General features: G+C 38.7%; 10 protein-coding genes, 1 tRNA gene and 2 CRISPR repeat arrays. Of the genes, 9 read left to right on the top strand and 2 right to left on the bottom strand.

Going from position 1 to position 18,957, the window contains the following annotated elements; all coding sequences use genetic code 11:
• Window positions 1–36: 36 nt before the first annotated feature.
• The 4 genes from TOL5_RS13070 (at window position 37) to TOL5_RS13055 (ending at window position 6,065) form a co-directional block, all read left to right on the top strand.
• Window positions 37–113: transfer RNA gene (locus TOL5_RS13070), tRNA-Val, on the top strand.
• Window positions 114–597: 484 nt separating this feature from the next.
• Window positions 598–1,285: a CRISPR direct-repeat array (repeat unit 28 nt; unit sequence GTTCACTACCGCATAGGTAGCTTAGAAA).
• A gap of 87 nt (window positions 1,286–1,372) precedes the next feature.
• Window positions 1,373–1,882: a CRISPR direct-repeat array (repeat unit 28 nt; unit sequence GTTCACTACCGCATAGGTAGCTTAGAAA).
• Between the two features lie 248 nt (window positions 1,883–2,130).
• Window positions 2,131–4,188 carry a TonB-dependent receptor domain-containing protein gene (locus TOL5_RS13065; RefSeq protein WP_151781030.1) on the top strand — a complete coding sequence of 686 codons (2,058 nt, stop codon included), beginning with the start codon at window positions 2,131–2,133 and terminating at the stop codon, window positions 4,186–4,188.
• A gap of 160 nt (window positions 4,189–4,348) precedes the next feature.
• A complete protein-coding gene (locus TOL5_RS13060) occupies window positions 4,349–5,143 on the top strand; it encodes a helix-turn-helix domain-containing protein (RefSeq protein WP_228136525.1) in 795 nt (264 codons plus the stop codon).
• An 82-nt stretch (window positions 5,144–5,225) separates the two neighbouring features.
• On the top strand, window positions 5,226–6,065 hold the full coding sequence (locus TOL5_RS13055; protein WP_221260398.1) for a sterol desaturase family protein: 840 nt from the start codon (window positions 5,226–5,228) through the stop codon (window positions 6,063–6,065).
• 198 nt (window positions 6,066–6,263) lie between these two features.
• Here TOL5_RS13055 and TOL5_RS13050 read toward each other — a convergent pair whose 3' ends face one another.
• Entirely contained in the window at window positions 6,264–8,480 is a 2,217-nt protein-coding gene (locus TOL5_RS13050) for a TonB-dependent siderophore receptor (protein ID WP_046760287.1), read from the bottom strand.
• 205 nt (window positions 8,481–8,685) lie between these two features.
• The gene (locus TOL5_RS13045) at window positions 8,686–9,204 is read right to left on the bottom strand and encodes an RNA polymerase sigma factor (RefSeq protein WP_046760298.1); all 519 of its coding nucleotides are present in this window, start codon (window positions 9,202–9,204) and stop codon (window positions 8,686–8,688) included.
• A 258-nt stretch (window positions 9,205–9,462) separates the two neighbouring features.
• On the opposite strand from TOL5_RS13045, the gene TOL5_RS13040 reads away from it, so the two are divergent.
• The 5 genes from TOL5_RS13040 to TOL5_RS13020 all read left to right on the top strand — a co-directional run bounded on the left by TOL5_RS13040 (window position 9,463) and on the right by TOL5_RS13020 (window position 18,806).
• Window positions 9,463–10,671, top strand: coding sequence for an efflux RND transporter periplasmic adaptor subunit (locus tag TOL5_RS13040; protein WP_046760286.1), 1,209 nt, complete (start codon window positions 9,463–9,465; stop codon window positions 10,669–10,671).
• 3 nt (window positions 10,672–10,674) lie between these two features.
• Window positions 10,675–13,770 carry an efflux RND transporter permease subunit gene (locus TOL5_RS13035; RefSeq protein WP_151781031.1) on the top strand — a complete coding sequence of 1,032 codons (3,096 nt, stop codon included), beginning with the start codon at window positions 10,675–10,677 and terminating at the stop codon, window positions 13,768–13,770.
• Window positions 13,767–16,871 (top strand): efflux RND transporter permease subunit, encoded by a 3,105-nt coding sequence (locus tag TOL5_RS13030; RefSeq protein WP_221260397.1) that lies wholly within the window; start codon window positions 13,767–13,769, stop codon window positions 16,869–16,871. Before TOL5_RS13035 ends, TOL5_RS13030 begins: the two co-directional genes overlap by 4 nt.
• Window positions 16,872–16,881: 10 nt before the next feature.
• Window positions 16,882–18,279 (top strand): efflux transporter outer membrane subunit, encoded by a 1,398-nt coding sequence (locus TOL5_RS13025; protein WP_221260396.1) that lies wholly within the window; start codon window positions 16,882–16,884, stop codon window positions 18,277–18,279.
• Window positions 18,280–18,614: 335 nt separating this feature from the next.
• Window positions 18,615–18,806 carry a hypothetical protein gene (locus TOL5_RS13020; protein WP_058967754.1) on the top strand — a complete coding sequence of 64 codons (192 nt, stop codon included), beginning with the start codon at window positions 18,615–18,617 and terminating at the stop codon, window positions 18,804–18,806.
• Window positions 18,807–18,957 lie beyond the last annotated feature (151 nt).

Raw genomic sequence — 18,957 nt, 5'->3', positions numbered from 1 at the left:
ATATTGCTGAAAAATGAATAATATTCTCAGCACTTCAGGTGTATAGCTCAGTTGGTTAGAGCGCTACGTTGACATCGTAGAGGTCTCCAGTTCGAGTCTGGATATACCTACCAAGATTTTTAAAGGGTTTACAAGTATTTTCAAAGACTTGTAAGCCTTTTTTTTATGGTTAGAATTTTGTTGTTTTGACTAGATTTATCAAAAAATCATAGAAATAATTACTAGACTTCACCAAGAATGCACCAAGATGAGGATGAATGAAGTTACCAAAACCGATTAAACGTGGTGAAGTTTGTTTTACTAAGAAAATAATGAAATGTAAGATTTCTTCATTTTCTAATGATAAATTAAATGAGTGGCATTAAAAACATGTGTGAATATTGGAAAATCTTTTAGTGATAAGATAAAAGTAGCTGATTTAGAGTATATAGGCTTAATTAATCAAACAAATATTCTAAAATTTTACCCCAATATTTTTTAACTCTTTAACAACTGAATAAAATCAATAAGTTATAATTGTAAGTAAAAACTTAGGTCATTTGATGATTTTTAGGTTTAACTTACTGTTATTATTTTATTTTTTGTTTTAAAATTATAGTTCACTACCGTATAGGTAGCTTAGAAAAAAACTTGTTATATTTGTGATGTTTTTAATGCGTTCACTACCGTATAGGTAGCTTAGAAATGACTCAGTGAAATACAATGCCGTGGCTTATAGTTCACTACCGTATAGGTAGCTTAGAAAATTAAAACTTTTACAAGGTCATAATGTTTTTGGTTCACTACCGTATAGGTAGCTTAGAAATCAAGCAACAAGCAATTACGCACCTACAAGCCGTTCACTACCGTATAGGTAGCTTAGAAATCCAGATTGCTTGAACGCCTCTTTTTCAAACTGTTCACTACCGTATAGGTAGCTTAGAAAATTACGGTGTTGATATTGTCGAATATACCGTCGTTCACTACCGCATAGGTAGCTTAGAAAAGTTTGCAACCATCTCAGCATTTCTGCGATTCGTTCACTACCGCATAGGTAGCTTAGAAATTCTCAAATTCAATCCATTTGTTATTTAGGGCGTTCACTACCGCATAGGTAGCTTAGAAAATATCGGGAACGTACCTGAATTTGAGCTTGAAGTTCACTACCGCATAGGTAGCTTAGAAAAACTCCCCAAACTTCGCTAACATCAATATTTTGTTCACTACCGCATAGGTAGCTTAGAAACTGAGTTATACCGTCACGGAGATGGCGCAGTCGTTCACTACCGCATAGGTAGCTTAGAAATTTTCTCTGTGCTTCCAATCATGTGGCAACATGTTCACTACCGCATAGCTTAGAAAACAAGATGGGCATATTTATGTGATTCGTAGTGGTTCACTACCGCATAGGTAGCTTAGAAAACAGAAAAATCCTTTAATAGCTTTATCAATTAGTTCACTACCGCATAGGTAGCTTAGAAAAGTGAGTTCGCCTGCTGTTACTGAATGGGAAAGTTCACTACCGCATAGGTAGCTTAGAAAAATTGAGTTGATTTATCTACAACCTTACTAACGTTCACTACCGCATAGGTAGCTTAGAAACCAAACCAAAAATTATGAAAAATACTTTTAAAAGTTCACTACCGCATAGGTAGCTTAGAAAAGTAAAACTATTGGTAATTGAACTGGACAGCGGTTCACTACCGCATAGGTAGCTTAGAAATAACTTGAAATCAGAATTGCTTGCAAAGTAGTGTTCACTACCGCATAGGTAGCTTAGAAAACATTCTGAGCCATCGTAGCCACATTAACGATGTTCACTACCGCATAGGTAGCTTAGAAATGCAGAAGACTATATAGACAAAACTGTCGATAGTTCACTACCGCATAGGTAGCTTAGAAATTGCTAACGTTTTGAATTGCCGAAAAGTCTGAGTTCACTACCGTATAAATCCCTTAAAAATATAAACGCCTTAACATCTTCGCTAAATTTAGGAAAGTACAAACGATATGGAATAATTTTTATAGTAAATAAAAGATGATAATTTAAATGATAATTATTTGCATTATTAATTGCATTTGAATATTTGGTAAAATACAATGTGCAACAATTCTTACACAATCCCTCCGTAATTTGAGTTGCGTATTAACATGAATAAACAATTAACACTTCAAGCACTATCTCTCTCCATACTCTCAGCAATGTCAATTTCAACATATGCAAACGAGACTTCAGAAGACTCTTCCAAGCTTAAAACGATCGTCGTTACAGCAAGTAGTCAGGCGGTCGATGTTAAAGAAGCACCAGCCAGTATTAGTGTGATTACCAGTGAAGATATAGAAAAACAACCGGTGGGTAGTCTTGGCGAGTTATTAAGTAAAGTACCTGGGGTTACTGGTGGAATTAGTCCTAGCAAAGAAGGCTCTAAAATTAAACTACGCGGTTTACCTGACAATTACACACTGATTCTCGTGGATGGTAAACGTATCGGTTCTTCCCGTGATGTCAGTTATCGTCCAGATTTAGGACGTCAGGATTTAAACTGGATAACTCCAGATATGATTGAAAGAATTGAAGTTGTACGAGGACCAATGTCTTCATTGTATGGCTCAGATGCAATGGGTGGTGTCATTAATATCATCACCAAAAAAATCCCAAGTGTTTGGGGTGGCAATGTCACACTAAATTATACTCAACCTACAACGTCTTCAGATTTAGGTACGACTTTACAAACAGGTGTGATGGCTGTTGGTCCATTGACGGATACACTGGGGTTACGACTAACCGCAGGAATGACTGAACGAGAAGCAGATAAAAAATATAAAGCGGGTGATGGTACAACAGGTTCTAAAGATCAAAACTATAATGCAATGTTGCACTATCAGCCAACAGACAAACAGTCATTTAGTTTTGAAGCAGGACACAGCATTCAAAAGAATGAGAAAGGTTCGCAAATCAATCAAACTACGGGAGCTGAACAAACCACAAGTTGGGGTGCTGCAGAATTAGAACACAATACATTCAGCATTTCGCATCAGGGTGACTGGGCGATTGGTCAATCTAAATTAAGTGCCTATTACAATGATTATGATTCGAGTGTAGGTGAACTTACGACTAAATCAAACGAAATGATTGTTGAAGGTAGTTTAACCATGCCATTTGAAGCGGTGTTTAAGCAGGCTTTAACTGTTGGGGGGCAATGGAAACGTCAAGAATTGACCAATTCAGATACCATAGGGACATTACCAGGTGGAAGTTGGGATGGAAAAGGTTATAGTGACCCCAAAGTAGAAAATAAGAACTGGGCATTATTCTTTGAAGATAATATTTCACTGCTAGACAATTTGACTTTCACTGTCGGTAACCGTTTAGATCATGATGATAAATATGGAACTCATCATAGTCCACGTGGATATTTAGTTTATAGTCCAACTGATGACCTTGTTATTAAAGGCGGTGTAGCAAAAGGTTTCCGTGCACCCACGGTAAAAGAGTCTTCTCCAGGTGGTGCGACTCAATCAGGAGGGAATGGTTGTAATGGATTGAAAGGTCAAGTTTGGTATGACGAAAAGGGAGCGCCTCACACTTATGTAAGTGGGGGCTGTTATATGACAGGTAATCCAAACTTAAAGCCTGAAGAAAGTACAAACTATGAGATTGGTGTGAACTATACTGGCTTTGGAACAGACTTGGGGTTGACGTTCTTCCATACAGATTTTAAAAATAAAATCGCTTATTCTCCACTCGGTTATTTTTATGGAAATTGGTTTACGCGTAATGAAAACATACAAAGCGCAGTAACGCGTGGTATCGAGATGGTGGCAAATTTTCCAGTCCTTGATAATTTAAAATGGAATAATAATGCCACCTATTTCTTAAAAGCAAAAAATGAAGACACAGGTGCAAATCTAATCAATACATCAAAATTAACAATAAACTCAGCATTGAATTGGCAAGCATTAGATCCACTGAATGTTGAATTGTCTGCACAATATTTAGGTAAGCAATATTTAAGTGATAAGACAGTAAAGCCGACAATGCAAAAACCACACACCATTGTAAATTTAGCCAGTAATTATAGCGTAAATGATAAATTAACGCTTCGTGGCGGTTTTACTAACTTATTAGATAAGAAGTTATCGAATGGTTCAGACGTTTATTTGGTTGAGCGTCAAAAAATATTTTTGGGTGCAACCTATAAGTTCTAGTCGACACATCGACTTGTTAAGCTAAGTACACTCTTTCTAGAAATGAATGAATAAAACCACCCACCGGTGGTTTTTAAATAGGTGCTTAAAAGGGATGAATAAGTAGTCAAAATGCTATTGTATAAATTTAAATGATCAATTTAATAAGGCGATAACTTTTGTGAAAAAAAGTGACGTATCTTCTAAATACTGGCTGGGAAAAATCTCAATTGGCTATGGCATTGGGTATTTTGAAGGGAATGTTGGTGACAACGATTTACATCGACACCATGCGCACCAATTAAGTTTTGCAAAAAATGCAGGAGAATGTATTCAGGTCAGTGGTGAGGAACAATGCATATTTAGCAGTGGCGTATATATTACAGCAAATACATTGCACCATTTAAAGTCAGGAACATATTGTTCAATTTATATTGATCAAACACATTTTCTTGCGTCGATCATCCATCAATACTTACAACCCAACTCTGCAATGACTGTGTTACCTGAAGATTTGGTGATTGTACTTCGTAAATATTTTATCCAGCAGCGTCATCACGATAAAGCTTTTCAAATGCTGCTAAATTACTGTGGAATTAATCATTTTAAACAACCCACGATAAGAAAACAGCATCTTTCCAATTTTCTTAGTTCGAGTAAACAGCAAGATTTAACCCTTAAACAAATCGCTGAACAATTTAATCTCTCAGAAAGTCGTTTTAGTCACTGGTTTAGTGAAAGCTTTGGTATTTCTTATAGAAGTTATCGTAAATGGTTACGACTACTTCAAACGATTCAATCAACTAGTCAGCAAACTACCCTGACAAATGCGGCATATCAATCCCACTTTTCTGATCAAGCTCATTTCAGTAGAACGTGCAAACAGATGTTTGGTATTCAACCTTCACTGTTAAAATTCATTCCATCGATCGAACAGATTCCGATGTGGCAACCATCTGATCCTATACTTGAATAGTAATCTAGCTGTTTCATTCAATTCTTTTCTCTTTCTAATCTACATACTGAAATGACATTTTAAACGGAAAAGGAGTGATGAATTGAATACCTTGTTAAAGATGTCATTCAGGTATTTATTTTACCCAGTTTGGATGGCTTTGACTGTTTGGGTTATGCTTTTGATTTTATCGGGGCAGATTACATATTGGTCAAGTTCGATCTTATTTATTGTGCTGAGTGGTTTGATGATTGCTTTGGCTGAATATCATTCGCCCTATCAGCCGAATTGGTTAGAGTCACATCAAGATGGATTGACCGATATTTTACATGCTATTTTTAATTTAGTTTTGATTGTTTCTGTATCTAAAATAATTGAAATATTGGATATATTTAGATTTTTCCCACGTCTCTGGCCAGAGCAATGGTCATGGTTTTGGCAACTTATGCTTGTCGCCTTGGTGATCGACTTTGGATTGTGGTTGATGCATCGTTTCAGTCATCGTTATAAGTTTCTATGGAAATTACATGCAATTCACCATCATTCTAGTCGGCTATACTGGTTGAATGCTGAAAAAAGGCATCCATTGAGTGCCTTAATACTTGCAGGACCAAGCCTTATGATTCTTGCAATCTTAGGTGCTCCAAGTATATTGATTGGTTGTTGGATGATGTACATGGCGGTACACTTATTTTTTCAACATGCCAATGTGGACAATCGAGTCGGCGCTTTAAAATATATTTTTGCTGTTGCTGAAGTACATCGCATTCATCATAAACACGGGCATGGTCGGAAAAATTTTGGTGAGGTGTTTATCTTTTGGGATATTATTTTTGGAAGCTTCTATTATGAAAAGCAAAAGATTAAACCAGATCAAGTAGGTGTACGTAGCCCAATTCCAAATGAATATTTGGCGCAATTAAAATGGCCATTTCAAAAGTAGTCAGACAGATGTCTAGTCTAGAGCAAATTAAACTCATTGTATTTCTGGTAGTCAAATTTAGTACTGACTAAAAGGACTGTTATTTTATAAGCATAAAGTGGTCATCACGACCACTTTATCGTTTTATTTTAAAACTCAAACACATTACTAGATTGAATTTATTTAAGCTCGGATTTAATCATAAATTTAAAAACAGAATTACCAACTGTAGCGAACACCTACATTAAAGTTTGTGGGTGCACCATAATAACTATTGGTGGTCGCTAAATGATATTTTTCATTGAATAGATTATTCACATTGAGATTGACCAACAAATTTTCATTGATTTTATAACGTGCCATCAAATCAACGATTGTATAACTGTCTTGAGTAAAGCGTGTATTTATAGGGCGAGTCACATCCGAATAAATATCGCTTTGCCAACGTAGACTGCCACCTACTGTCAGTGCTTTATCGAAATAAGGCAGGGTGTAAGTGGTAAATATTTTTGCTGTATTGTTGGGGATATTGGTATTTATGGCGTTGTCTTTATTATCCTTTGATAGATTACGAGTGAAACTTCCTGAAACCTGCCATAACTCTGTCAGTTTTCCAGTTGCTTCTAGTTCAAAACCTCTACTTTCTGTACCTGATTCAGCGCGATAAGCTTGCGAGCCATCTGGAGCAAAAACTCCATCGACAGCAATGGCTTTATTGTCTTCTTTGGTTTGATAAATGGCAGCACCAATATTTAATTGATTGTCGAAGAACTCACCTTTAATTCCAAGCTCAGTGCTATTTCCAATAAGCGGATCTAAATAGTCACCACTCACAGTTTTTCTGTCTTGTGGAGAAAAGATACTGGTATAACTGGCATAAGTGGTCCACTGCTCAGTCAAATCGTAAGTCAACCCAATATAAGGAATCACTTCACCTGTTTCTTTGCGTGATGTTGTTTCGGTAGTGTTTGTGGCATTGTCATGATTTTTGGTCACACGCTTCCAATCTTCAACGCGTGTCCCCAAGATAATTGCAGCTTTGTCTGAAGGCTTTAATCGAACAGCGCCGAATATAGAGCGACTACTGTCATCACCACTGTACCAGCCATCAATCATTGTTTCTGGACGAGTTGGATTATGTCCATCCCAAGTGAAAATATTACCTAGATTACCATCCCAAGACATTCCATTATTCCAACCGGAATATGTTGGGCGTTGATTGTCACTTTTTGTATAGGTTGTCCCTACGACGACATCATGAGTTTGGTTAAACAGATTAAAGGAACCATTTAAGGTTAAATTAAATAGATTCTGTGTAGGTTCATAATCCCAACGTGTGGCATAAATTAATGCGCCAGCACCTGTTTGTTTATCAATTCCTGAACTATATGCATAGCCGACTACCTCATCAGAAGAGGTTTCAGTTCGAGAAATCGTTCCCTTGAGTTTCCAATTATCATTAAATTTATGTTCAATATCTGCAAAATAACCTGTTGTTGAACGGTCTGAATAGGTCCAGTCAGCTGCCGCTGAATCAGAACGTGACCAATTGATCAGTGATCCATCTTTATAGTATGAAGGTAAGCCCCCACGTGCGATGCCTGTAATATCAATTTGTTGGTGGCTGATACCGAAACTTGCTTTGGTTCGATCAGTCAAATCAGCTTCAAGTACACCATAAGCAACTTTACGTTCTTCAGCATAACGATCGATATAAGAGTCGCCATCTTGATAAGCCAATACGGCACGACCACGAAGACTTCCTGATTGGTTTAATGGTGATGAAACATCAATATCGGTACGATATGTGTCCCATGAGCCAGCACTTGCACTCACTGAAGCTTTAAAATTCTGTAATGGTTTTTTCCTAACCATGTTGATACTGGCACTTGCTGAACCGGCACCAGTCATTAAACCATTAGCACCACGTACAATTTCAATACGGTCAAAAAGCGCAGTATCTTGGCTTTGAAAGATACTTGAATAAGAGTTTAGGAGTTTTACACCATCCAATAAGTAATTGTCTACGCTTTGACCACGCGCATAAATTGGTGTGTTATCGGAGCCGATATTTCCGCCTTGATTGATGGTTAAACCCGCAGCTTGAGTGACCACATCTGTTAACTGGGTGAGATTTTGATCTTCCATTTGCTGGCGAGTAATCACACTTACCAGTTGCGGTGTTTCTTTTAAACTGAGGGCTAATCCAGTGGATGCAGTGGTTGCTTTCGCCGTATAAAGACCTGTTTCTTCTGTTGTTAATGTATCACTGTTGGCAGCAGTGACCGTAATGGTAGGGAGTTGTTCGGAATTTTGTTGCAGATTCTCAGTATTATCTGATGCTGCAAATAATGATCCATTGACCAAAATAGATCCACCCCAAAGTACAGTTCGAATAGCCACAGTCAGAGCATGCTTAGCTTGATGTTCCTTCATAAGATTCTCATACGAGTTATATTTATCTATTAGTCGTTTAATGTGAAAAAAAAGCTCAAATTTTTCTAAATTTTTTACTTTTAGACAATTTGGAAATAAAAATATTAAAAAGAAATATTTGTTATTTTATATAAATCAATGGCTTGAATTTTAATTTGTAAAGCCTTTATATCATCGAGAAAATTTTAATCTGATCACGATATATCTAGTTCAAGGTATTGTTATAGGTTTTAGAACAAGCGCTGAATGCCTGCTTCATATCTCTTTTTACTGTGGCCTGTGAAATATTGAGTTGCTGACCAATGGCGCGATAAGTCATTCCTTCTAACTGAGATAATAAAAAAACCTGAGCAACTCGATTGGGAAGGTTTTCAAGGGTTTGTTGGACCTGATTCAAAGTTTCGCGCATGCAGATTTGATGTTCAGTCGAAGGATAATCATCTTGAGTGATTGAAGGGAGTGTCTCTAAATAACCTCGTTCAATTTGCTGATGTCGCCAATGATCAATGATGACATGTTTGGCTATGCCCAATAGCCATGCTTTAGGTTCTTTGATTTCTTCAAAACGATAGTTGCTTTTTAATGCACGATAAAAAACTTCTTGACTCAAGTCTTCTGAAGAATGGTGATTATGCAGCTTATGCTTAAACCACAAAACCAAACTACTTTGATAGTCTTGATAAATATGGTTGAACCATTGCTGTTTTTCTACGTTCAAATTCATTGAAGTTGCCTGTTGAATCAGCGAATAGAACAAAGTTTTGCTGGGTAGATATAAGTATTGAAAATAATGATAGTGATAATGATTATTAAATGTAATAATAAACATTACAAAAAGCAACATGTAGTATTGAACTGATTTAAATCAAGTTTCATCAAGCGAATGGATGAAATGAGCACTGATTTTTAGTGAATTATCACTTTATTAGGTTTGATCTTTGTAAATATCGCGAATTCTGCGACTGTCTGAATAAGAGTTTTTATGAGTAATCCATTAGTCAATATAAGCCCCAAAAAGAGTTCACTTCAGCAGAAGTTTAAATATTTAATTGGATTAATCATTCTCATTGGCTTGGCGCTGGCAGGTTTTTATTGGAAAAAATCGACGTCTAAACCTGTAGAGGAATACAGTCAGTGGAGTAAACCTGTTCCTGTAAGAACAGTATCCGTACAGCAGCAAAATTTACAACTTGAGATCAAAGCTATAGGAACGGTAATTCCTGCACATACCGTCAATGTTCAAAGTCAAGTTTCTGGTGTGCTACAACAAATTTATTTTAAAGAAGGTCAATGGGTTAAAAAAGGCGAGCTACTTGCACAATTAGATCCTGCACCGTTTCAAGTTGCATTGGCACAGGCGCAGGGCACCCAGCAGCAAAATTTAGCACAACTGCAAAATGCAGAAACAGAGTTAAAACGTTATCAATTACTGTTTAAGCAAGACTCGATTGCCAAACAGCAAGTCGAACAACAACAAGCATTGGTGAATCAGCTTAAAGGGCAAATACAATCAAACAAAGCCCAAGTTGATGCGGCTAAATTACAGCTATCGTATACACGAATTTATTCACCGATTGCAGGGCGAGTAGGCTTTAGACAAAAAGATGCCGGTAATTTGATTCAGGCCAATGAAACAACAGGCTTGGTCACAATTACTCAAGTCCATCCTATTTATGTGCAATTTGCAGTTGCCGAAAATTATTTGATGGGGCTACGTGATACTTTGAAAAAAGGACAGCAAATTGAAGTGAGTGCATGGGACAAAAGCGAGCAAAATAAGTTAGCGATGGGACATGTGCAATCACTGGATAATCAGATTGATGTCAGTACCGGAACATTAAAGCTAAAAGCAGTATTTAACAATCAAGACGATGCTTTATTTCCTAATCAATTTGTCAATGTTCGCTTGAATACACAGACGATTCAGAATGCCATCACGATTCCAAATGATGCTGTGCAACATGGCGCCAAAGGAACCTATGTTTATATTGTTAATCCACAACATAAAGCTGAAATTCGCATGTTAAAACTGGGCATGACTTCAAACGGTCAAATTGAAGTGATAGAGGGTTTAACAGCAAAAGAGCAGGTGGTTTTAGAAGGGATTGATCGACTATCAGAAGGAAAAGAAGTTCAAATCGTTTCAGATCAGCGCCAACAAACTTCAAACGTGGACGCAACTCAGAGATAAATCATGAATATTTCACGATTCTTTATTTTACGTCCAGTCGCTACGACGCTGTTAATGCTTGCCTTGTTATTCAGTGGTTTCTTAGTTTGGCGTTTGCTCCCTGTATCTGCTTTGCCACAAGTCGATTATCCGATTATTCAGGTATATACCTTTCAACCCGGTGCAAATCCCGATACGGTGCAAAGAACCATTACCGCGCCACTTGAACGTGAAATGGGGAAAATTGCAGGGTTGAAACAGATGTCGTCCAGTAGTTCTGTTGGTGCGTCGGTAATTACTTTACAGTTCGAACTCAGTGCGGAATTGGGTGTAGTTGAGCAAGAAGTGCAGTCCGCACTCAGTACAGCCAGCAATAAGTTACCCGATGATCTGCCCACACCACCTGTGTATCGCAAGGTTAATCCTGCCGATGTTCCAGTGATTACTTTGGCCATTAGTTCTGATACTTTGCCTTTAACTACAGTCTATGACATGGTTGATACACGTGTTGCTCAGAAACTTTCACAACTGACTGGTGTGGGCATGGTCAGTCTTGCAGGTGGGCAAAGACCTGCAATACGGGTACAAATGAATCCAGCCGCGCTTGCTTCTTACAAAATGAGTGCAGAGCAAGTACGAACAGCGATTCAGTCAGCCAATGCCAATCAACCGAAAGGCAGTTTTGATGGTCCTTTTCGAACCACAATGTTGGATGCCAATGACCAGATTCGCTCAATTCACGATTATGAAAATTTAATTTTGCGATGGAATAACGGCGCACCGATACGTTTAAAAGATGTGGCAAAGATCATAGAAGGCAGTGAAGACCGTTATATGGCGGCTTGGGCAGACAGCCAGTCAGCGATTTTGGTGAATATTCAACGCCAACCGAATGCCAATGTGATTCAGGTTGCTGATCAAATTAAGCAGGTATTGCCTGAATTACAAAAGAATTTACCTGAAAACGTTAAAATTCGGGTTTTAACAGATCGTACGGAAAGTATTCGAAGCTCAATTCGAGATGTACAAAAAGAATTGGTTTTTGCTGTTTGTCTTGTGGTCATGGTGACCTTTCTGTTTTTAAAGAATTTATCTGCAACCATCATTCCAAGTATTGCTGTACCGCTTTCAATTATTGGTACTTTTGTGGTGATGTATTTTCTAGGTTTCTCTGTTAATAATCTGACCTTAATGGCACTGACGATTGCGACGGGTTTTGTGGTCGATGATGCGATTGTGATGCTGGAAAATATTGCACGGCACCGAGAGTCTGGAGAAAATTTATTACAAGCAGCATTGAAAGGTGCTCGAGAAATTGGCTTTACTCTTATATCTTTGACAGTCTCATTGATCGCAGTACTGATTCCATTACTGTTTATGGGCGACGTCGTTGGGCGCTTATTCCATGAGTTCGCAGTCACTTTGGCAGCAGCAATCGCAATTTCTTTGGGGGTGTCTTTAACATTGACACCGATGATGTGCGCCTATTTACTCAAAAAAACTCAGCATGCAACTTCAAAAAAGTCTTGGAGCTTAGATCAAGTTATTGATTATTATGCTAAAGGGTTGACGTGGGTTTTTCGCCATCAACCCCTGACCTTAGTCGTAATGTTGAGTACAGTATTGCTGGCAGGATTCTTATATTGGGCGATTCCCAAAGGATTTTTCCCAGTGCAGGACAGTGGGGTGATTCAAGTCGTAACTGAAGCACCAGATGATATTTCATTCCAAGCCATGAGTGAACGTCAGCAAAAACTTGCCAGTCAAATTCTCAAAGATCCTGCGGTTGAAAGTTTATCTTCATTTATTGGAGTAGATGCCAATAATCCGAAACTGAGCAATGGGCGTATTTTAATTAACCTAAAGCCACATGCTGAGCGTGATGATGCTGATCTAGTGATGTCCCGTTTGCGTAAACAAATGAGTCAAGTTCAAGGTATTTATGGATGGATGCAACCGGTACAGGAGTTGAGTATTGAAGACAAAATTAGTCGGACTCAATATCAACTCAGTTTAAGTGCAACACAAGCTTCAGACTTAGAAAAATGGACGCCTCTATTGGTAGATGCATTGGCACAACGTTCTGAATTTGCAGATGTCACCAGTGAGGGGAGTGGACAAGGTTTACAGGCATTTATTGAGGTCAATCGAGATGCTGCATCTCGTTTAGGTTTAAGCGTTGAAGATATTAGTTTGGCTTTACAGAATTTATTTGCCCAACGTCAGATTGCGACACTGTATACCCAATCAAATCAGTATCGTATTGTCTTAGAGCTCAATCCTGATTTGACACAAGGTTTGGATCATTTAGGGCAAACTTATATTCATAATGGTAATGGTGAACCCATATTACTCAGTACTGTTGCTACAATTGTTCAAAAAAGAGTGCCGATTATTTTACAACAACAAGCACAATTTCCTGCCAGTGGTGTGTCTTTTAATCTTGCTTCAGGTGTGGCATTGGGAGATGCAATTAAAACCATTCATGAAGTGGAACGACAGCTCAATTTGCCTATCGATGTGAAGTTGAAATTACAAGGTGCGGCGGCAGCATTTGAAAATGCCCAGCAACATACATTTTGGCTGGTCATTGCCGCGATTGTCACGATGTATATTGTTTTGGGGATTTTATATGAAAGTTTTATTCATCCTATTACCATTCTTTCAACATTACCCTCTGCTGCAATCGGTGCTTTAGTGGCCTTGTTTTTGGTACAACGACCGTTGGATATGATTGCATTGATCGGAATCATCCTATTAATTGGTCTGGTCAAGAAAAACGGTATCATGATGGTCGATTTTGCTTTGGCTGCGCAAAGGAATGAAGGTTTGACACCGCAGCAGGCGATTTATCAAGCAGCACTAATGCGCTTTCGTCCGATTTTAATGACCACACTTGCAGCATTGGTCGGAGCGATTCCACTCATGTTGGCTTCGGGCGCTGGTGCAGAATTACGCCAACCACTCGGCATCGTGATGGTCGGTGGTTTGATTGTCAGTCAGTTACTCACCTTATTTACAACACCCGTGGTTTATTTATTCTTTGATCGATTGCAACAATCTTTTTCGAACTCTAATTCATCAACAATAACGGCAAATGAAGTAGGGAGGGAGTCTTGAAGGTGCTCTCAAACTTTATTCATCGACCCGTTGCCAGCATATTGTTGGGTATAGCAATTGTATTGTTGGGCATATTGGCTTATTTCCGCTTGCCAGTGGCAGCTCTACCGCAAGCTGATATCCCCACAATTGTTGTACGAGCCAGTTTACCTGGAGCAAGTCCAGAAAGTATGTCTGCGACAGTGGCAACCCCTTTGGAACGAGCCATGATGGGGGTGTCAGGGGTTAAAGCCATTAACTCTTCAAGTAGTCAAGGTTCAAGTCAAGTGGTTTTGCATTTTGCTTTGGATACGGACATTAATGAAGCTGCTCGAGAAGTACAAGCAGCGATTAATGCGGCAATGTCACAGCTTCCTTCTGGTATGCCTAGCCCACCTGAATATTTTAAAATTAATCCAAGTCAAAGCCCGATTCTTTATTTGGCATTGAGTTCAAAGCATTTATCTGCTGGAAAACTCTATGAGATTGCTGCGAATCAATTACAACCGAATCTTGCTCAAGTCAGTGGTGTTGGTGAAGTTGCCATTGATGGTGCTTCTATGCCTGCGGTGAGAGTGACACTTAACCCGAATGCTTTGATTGCTCAAGGTATCTCTTTGGAGCAAGTTCGTGAAGCGATTGTTCAGGCAAATCGAACACAGGCATTGGGTGTCATAGAGACTGAAAAATTACGATGGCAGGTCGCACTTTCAAATGACTTAAAAACTGCACGAGACTTTGCTGATTTGGTGGTTTATCGAAATGCGCAGACATTGGTTCATTTAAAAGACGTTGCAGAGGTACAAGACTCCGTTGAAAATCGTTATGTCAGTGGTTTTCATAATGGTCAACCTGCTGTGATTATTAAAATCAGCCGTCAGCCCAATGCCAATACTGTTGCGACCATTGAAAAAATAAAAGAAAAGATACCTGAATTAAATGCCTTGATTGCTGCGGACGCTCAACTCATCACCGTGATGGATGGATCAGAGATTATTCGAGCAAGTCTTGATGAAGCACGTGATACTTTATTATTTTCCATGTTCTTGGTGATCGTCGTCGTCGCATTGATGTTGGGACGTTTACAAAGTGCAATTGTGCCCAGTATTGCCTTGGTCGTGACTTTGATTGGCGCATGTAGCTTGATTTATCTCGCAGGTTTTTCACTGAATAATTTGTCGATCATGGCTGTGATTGTGGCAATCGGATTGGTTGTGGACGATGCCATTGTCGTCTTAGAAAATATTGAGCGTCATATTGAACAAGGTGAACAGCCTGTTCAAGCTGCAATTAAAGGTATCAGCGAAGTTGGGGCGACTTTGGTGGCAATGAACTTAGCTTTGGTGATGATTTTTATTTCCGTACTATTTATGGGCGGAGTGATTGAACGATTGTTTAGAGAGTTCTCTTTAACTTTAGTGTTTATTGTCATTTTATCTGTATTGGTATCATTGGTTCTGACCCCCAGTTTGTCTGCACGGACACTTAAACCCCTTAAAAGTTATCAGCATCAAGCTTTGTACCAGTTTAGCCATCGTACAACACAATATTTAACTCAGCTCTATTTGCGCTCCCTGAAATGGATGATTGGACATGCCTATATTGCAATTCTATTGTGGATTGGGGCAATTGGGGCATCCGCATATCTTTACCAGAATTTATCGAAACGGGTGCTACCTGAGCAAGATACAGGTCGTGTAGATGCCTTTATACGTGGTGATGATGGGTTCTCTTTTCAGATTATGCAGCCGAAAATTGCCAGTTTCAGTCAAAGTGTTTTAAAAGACCCAGCCGTAAAAGATGTCATTGGGACTTCAGGCGGAGCAGGAGGAACCACGAACTCTTTTCTCATGGTGAGTTTAAAACCTAAAGCCGAGCGTGGTGGAAAATCTTCACATGAAATTGTTGAGAGACTTAAGCAAAATGCACCTTGGCAAGCTGGGGCAATTTTCTCGGCACGTGTCAAGCAAGAGTTAGAACTAGATGATCCATTTTCAAGCGGGAGTGGTCAAGATTATATGTTGCTTCTGCAATCTGACAATGTTGCCTTATTACGCCAATGGGTGCCCAAAGTTGCGCAGGCCATGCAGAAACTTCCAGAAATTGAAGAAGTTGAAAGCATGGGAGATGAAGGCGCTCAGCATGTTACATTAGATATAGATCGTGAAGCTGCCCGTCGTTTGGGTGTAGAGATTGAAAATATATCGAGTGTATTGAATAACTCATTTTCACAACGTCAGATTTCAACCATTTATGCTCAAAATCAACAATTTCATGTGGTGATGGAAGTCGATAAGCATTTTACTGAGCATCCAGAAGCTTTGGCGAATGTGCATATACCGAATCAACAGGGCGCATCTGTACCATTGAGTAACTTTGCCAAATGGTCCTATGGGATTAGCAACGATCGAGTATATCGCCGTAATCAGTTTGCAGCGATGGGGATCGGTTATGTGGTGAAACAAGGTTACAGTTATGAACAGGCCGATGCTGCGATACGATCTGTTTTGCCTGAAGTGATGTTGCCCAATGAAATATTTATGACCACGGATAAAGATGTGGAAGCAGAAAGTTTACAAGGTGGCTTAAGCACAGCATGGTTAATTTTGGTGGTGATACTACTGATTTATATTCTATTAGGGATTACTTATGAGAGTGTGGTTCATCCCTTAACTATTTTATCTACCATCCCTGCTGTGGCGTTGGGAGCGCTATTTACCCTATGGTTATTTGATTTTCAATTTACCCTTATTGCACTTTTAGGCATGTTTTTGTTGATTGGTATCGTGGTGAAAAATGCCATCCTTTTAATTGATTTTACTTTGCTTGAACGGCGTCAAGGTAAGTCCGCATACCAAGCCGTGTTGTCTGCTGCAAGCTTGCGTTTTCGTCCGATTTTAATGACCAATAGCGCAGCACTACTTGGCGCGATTCCATTGGCACTTAGCTGGGCTGAAGGGGCTGAGTTACGCCAACCTTTAGGTGTAGTCATTGTGGGGGGATTAGCACTGGGTCAGTTATTCACCTTATATAGCACACCTGTCTTATATTTAGCTTTGGAAAAGTGTGCAGAATTTTGCGCAAGATTGAAGCGTAGCCATACCGTTCAGTCAAGTCAGTAGGAACTATAACATGCAAAATTTAATCAAAAAAAATGTGATCAGTCTAAGTTGTGTGTTGTTTTTGACAGCATGTCAATCAACCAAAGTTTGGCATCCACCACAATATCAAGTGCCAATTATTCAAGCAGATCAGCACTATAAATATTCAACTTTAAACTGGAAACAAACCAAAAATTTAAAAGTACACTCAAATGCATGGTGGGAGATTTATCATGATTCAACCTTGAATCAATTGATGCAACAACTCAATCTCGAAAATTTGGATTTAAAACAGGCTGAAGCACGATATCTGCAAGCTGCTGCATTGCTCAATCAACAGTATGCGCAACGTTCAGCAAAGTTAACCGTAGAGGGTGGGGTAAATCGTCAAGCAAGCAAGCAAAGCTCAGCAAAAAATCAATGGTCTACGGGTATTCAAGCCAGTTGGATCCCAGATTTGTGGGGCAGAGTTGCAAAAGCGATTGAAGGACAAAATGCAAATCTAGCCGCTTCTCAAGCAGACTTAGATACTGTAAGACTCAATCAGCAATTATTAGCAACAGAGGCTTATTGGAATATACGGATATTGGATGCGCAGTTAGCGGTATTACGGCAAACCCAAAAAAGTTATTCACGATCTGTCGAGATTCTGAATAACCAATATCTTGCTGGAATGATCGCACGTGCAGATGTGATTCAAGCAGAAACACAGCGCAAACAAGTTGAAATTCAGCAGATTGAAGTACAACGTGATCGTGATTTACAAGAAAATATTTTGGCTGTACTACAGGGCAAAACGGTTTCACAATTTCACATGGCTCGGCAGCAACAAACCTTTCAAATACCTGTTTTACCCACACAAATTCCTAGCCGTTTATTAATTCAGCGTCCAGATGTTCGACGTGCTGAACGAGAACTCGCAGCCACACATGCAGAACTTGGATTAGCGCAAACGGCTTGGCTACCTGATCTTAGTATCGGTATAAATGGCTCAGTCAATGCTCAAACTTTGAGTCAATTATTCCAAGCGCCACAATACTTATGGTCAACAGGTTTGCAAGCGACATCAATGATTTTTGATGGAGGTAAACGTAAAGCTGAAATTGAGCTTGCACAAGCACGTTATGCTGAAAAAACGGCAAATTATAAACACATTGTTTTAAGAGGATGGAAGGAAGTTGAAGATGCACTTCTACAATCTGCCAGTTTTAGGCAACAACAAAATGAACAAGGTCGTTTATTTGAATTAGCAAGAGAAAATGAACAAGTGGTCACTCGCCGTTATCAAGCAGGTATGGTGAGTTATTTAGAAGTGGTTACGGCACAAAATTTGCGCTTACAAGCAGAACAAGCAACTTTGGAATTAAAACAACGACAGTTAAACAATACAGCACAATTGATTGCAGCATCAGGCGGACAGATTAATTAAAAGCATTCATCAATGTTGATTATTGAATAATGCTTTATGGTTTTTTTTCTCGTATTGAGTCTTTAGATTCTGCTATGCCGTGTATCATCAAGGAAGATGTACACCTCCTTGATAGGCGATGTGTAGGTTAATTTAAGCAAGTCTCAAACTTAACGCCCTAAACCGAATTTTGCTTTAATTGTTGTCATTTTAGGGTGTTTGGTCCATAAAAATGCACTGTTCAAGTGCGATATTTTAATAAATGCATCTTGATTCATTTTTTTAGATAAAAGTGTTATGCAAGTCACAAAATATATGTATAATCGCCGAAATTTATCACTTGACATGATTTAAAAATGGTAAAGCTCATAACTTTGACAGTCTTCGCTGGGATTTTATTTCTTGGTTATTTTACCTATGTGGATACGCAACAGAAAAAACAGCAAGAAATGCTGAATATCATTAAAGAAGCAAATTTAACCATTAAAAATGTTGAAGCAAACCCAAATAATCAGAGCATTTTAAAGGGCAATCATTCATCCATATAATCTCAAGAGTGGCTAAGCTGATGTTCAAAAATTATCAGATCCGATGAAATGAACGGGGGAGGACGTTCAGTTTGATAAAATTATATAAACAGTATGATATAATTTGCGAAATGTAACCGATCAAGTCCGTTTATACATTCTAGAATACTAA

The sequence above is a fragment of the Acinetobacter sp. Tol 5 genome, from assembly GCF_019702905.1.
Classification (GTDB): Bacteria; Pseudomonadota; Gammaproteobacteria; order Pseudomonadales; family Moraxellaceae; genus Acinetobacter; species Acinetobacter bereziniae.
The sequence above is the reverse complement of the archived record's forward strand: the minus strand, read 5'-3'. Positions and strand labels throughout refer to the sequence as shown.

Excerpts from the sequence above, each read along its gene's own strand:
- TOL5_RS13065 (WP_151781030.1), top strand. The coding sequence starts at position 2,131 with ATGAATAAACAATTAACACTTCAAGCACTATCTCTCTCCATACTCTCA.
- TOL5_RS13050 (WP_046760287.1), bottom strand. The coding sequence starts at position 8,480 with ATGAAGGAACATCAAGCTAAGCATGCTCTGACTGTGGCTATTCGAACT.
- TOL5_RS13045 (WP_046760298.1), bottom strand. The coding sequence starts at position 9,204 with ATGAATTTGAACGTAGAAAAACAGCAATGGTTCAACCATATTTATCAA.
- TOL5_RS13040 (WP_046760286.1), top strand. The coding sequence starts at position 9,463 with ATGAGTAATCCATTAGTCAATATAAGCCCCAAAAAGAGTTCACTTCAG.
- TOL5_RS13035 (WP_151781031.1), top strand. The coding sequence starts at position 10,675 with ATGAATATTTCACGATTCTTTATTTTACGTCCAGTCGCTACGACGCTG.
- TOL5_RS13025 (WP_221260396.1), top strand. The coding sequence starts at position 16,882 with ATGCAAAATTTAATCAAAAAAAATGTGATCAGTCTAAGTTGTGTGTTG.
- TOL5_RS13020 (WP_058967754.1), top strand. The coding sequence starts at position 18,615 with ATGGTAAAGCTCATAACTTTGACAGTCTTCGCTGGGATTTTATTTCTT.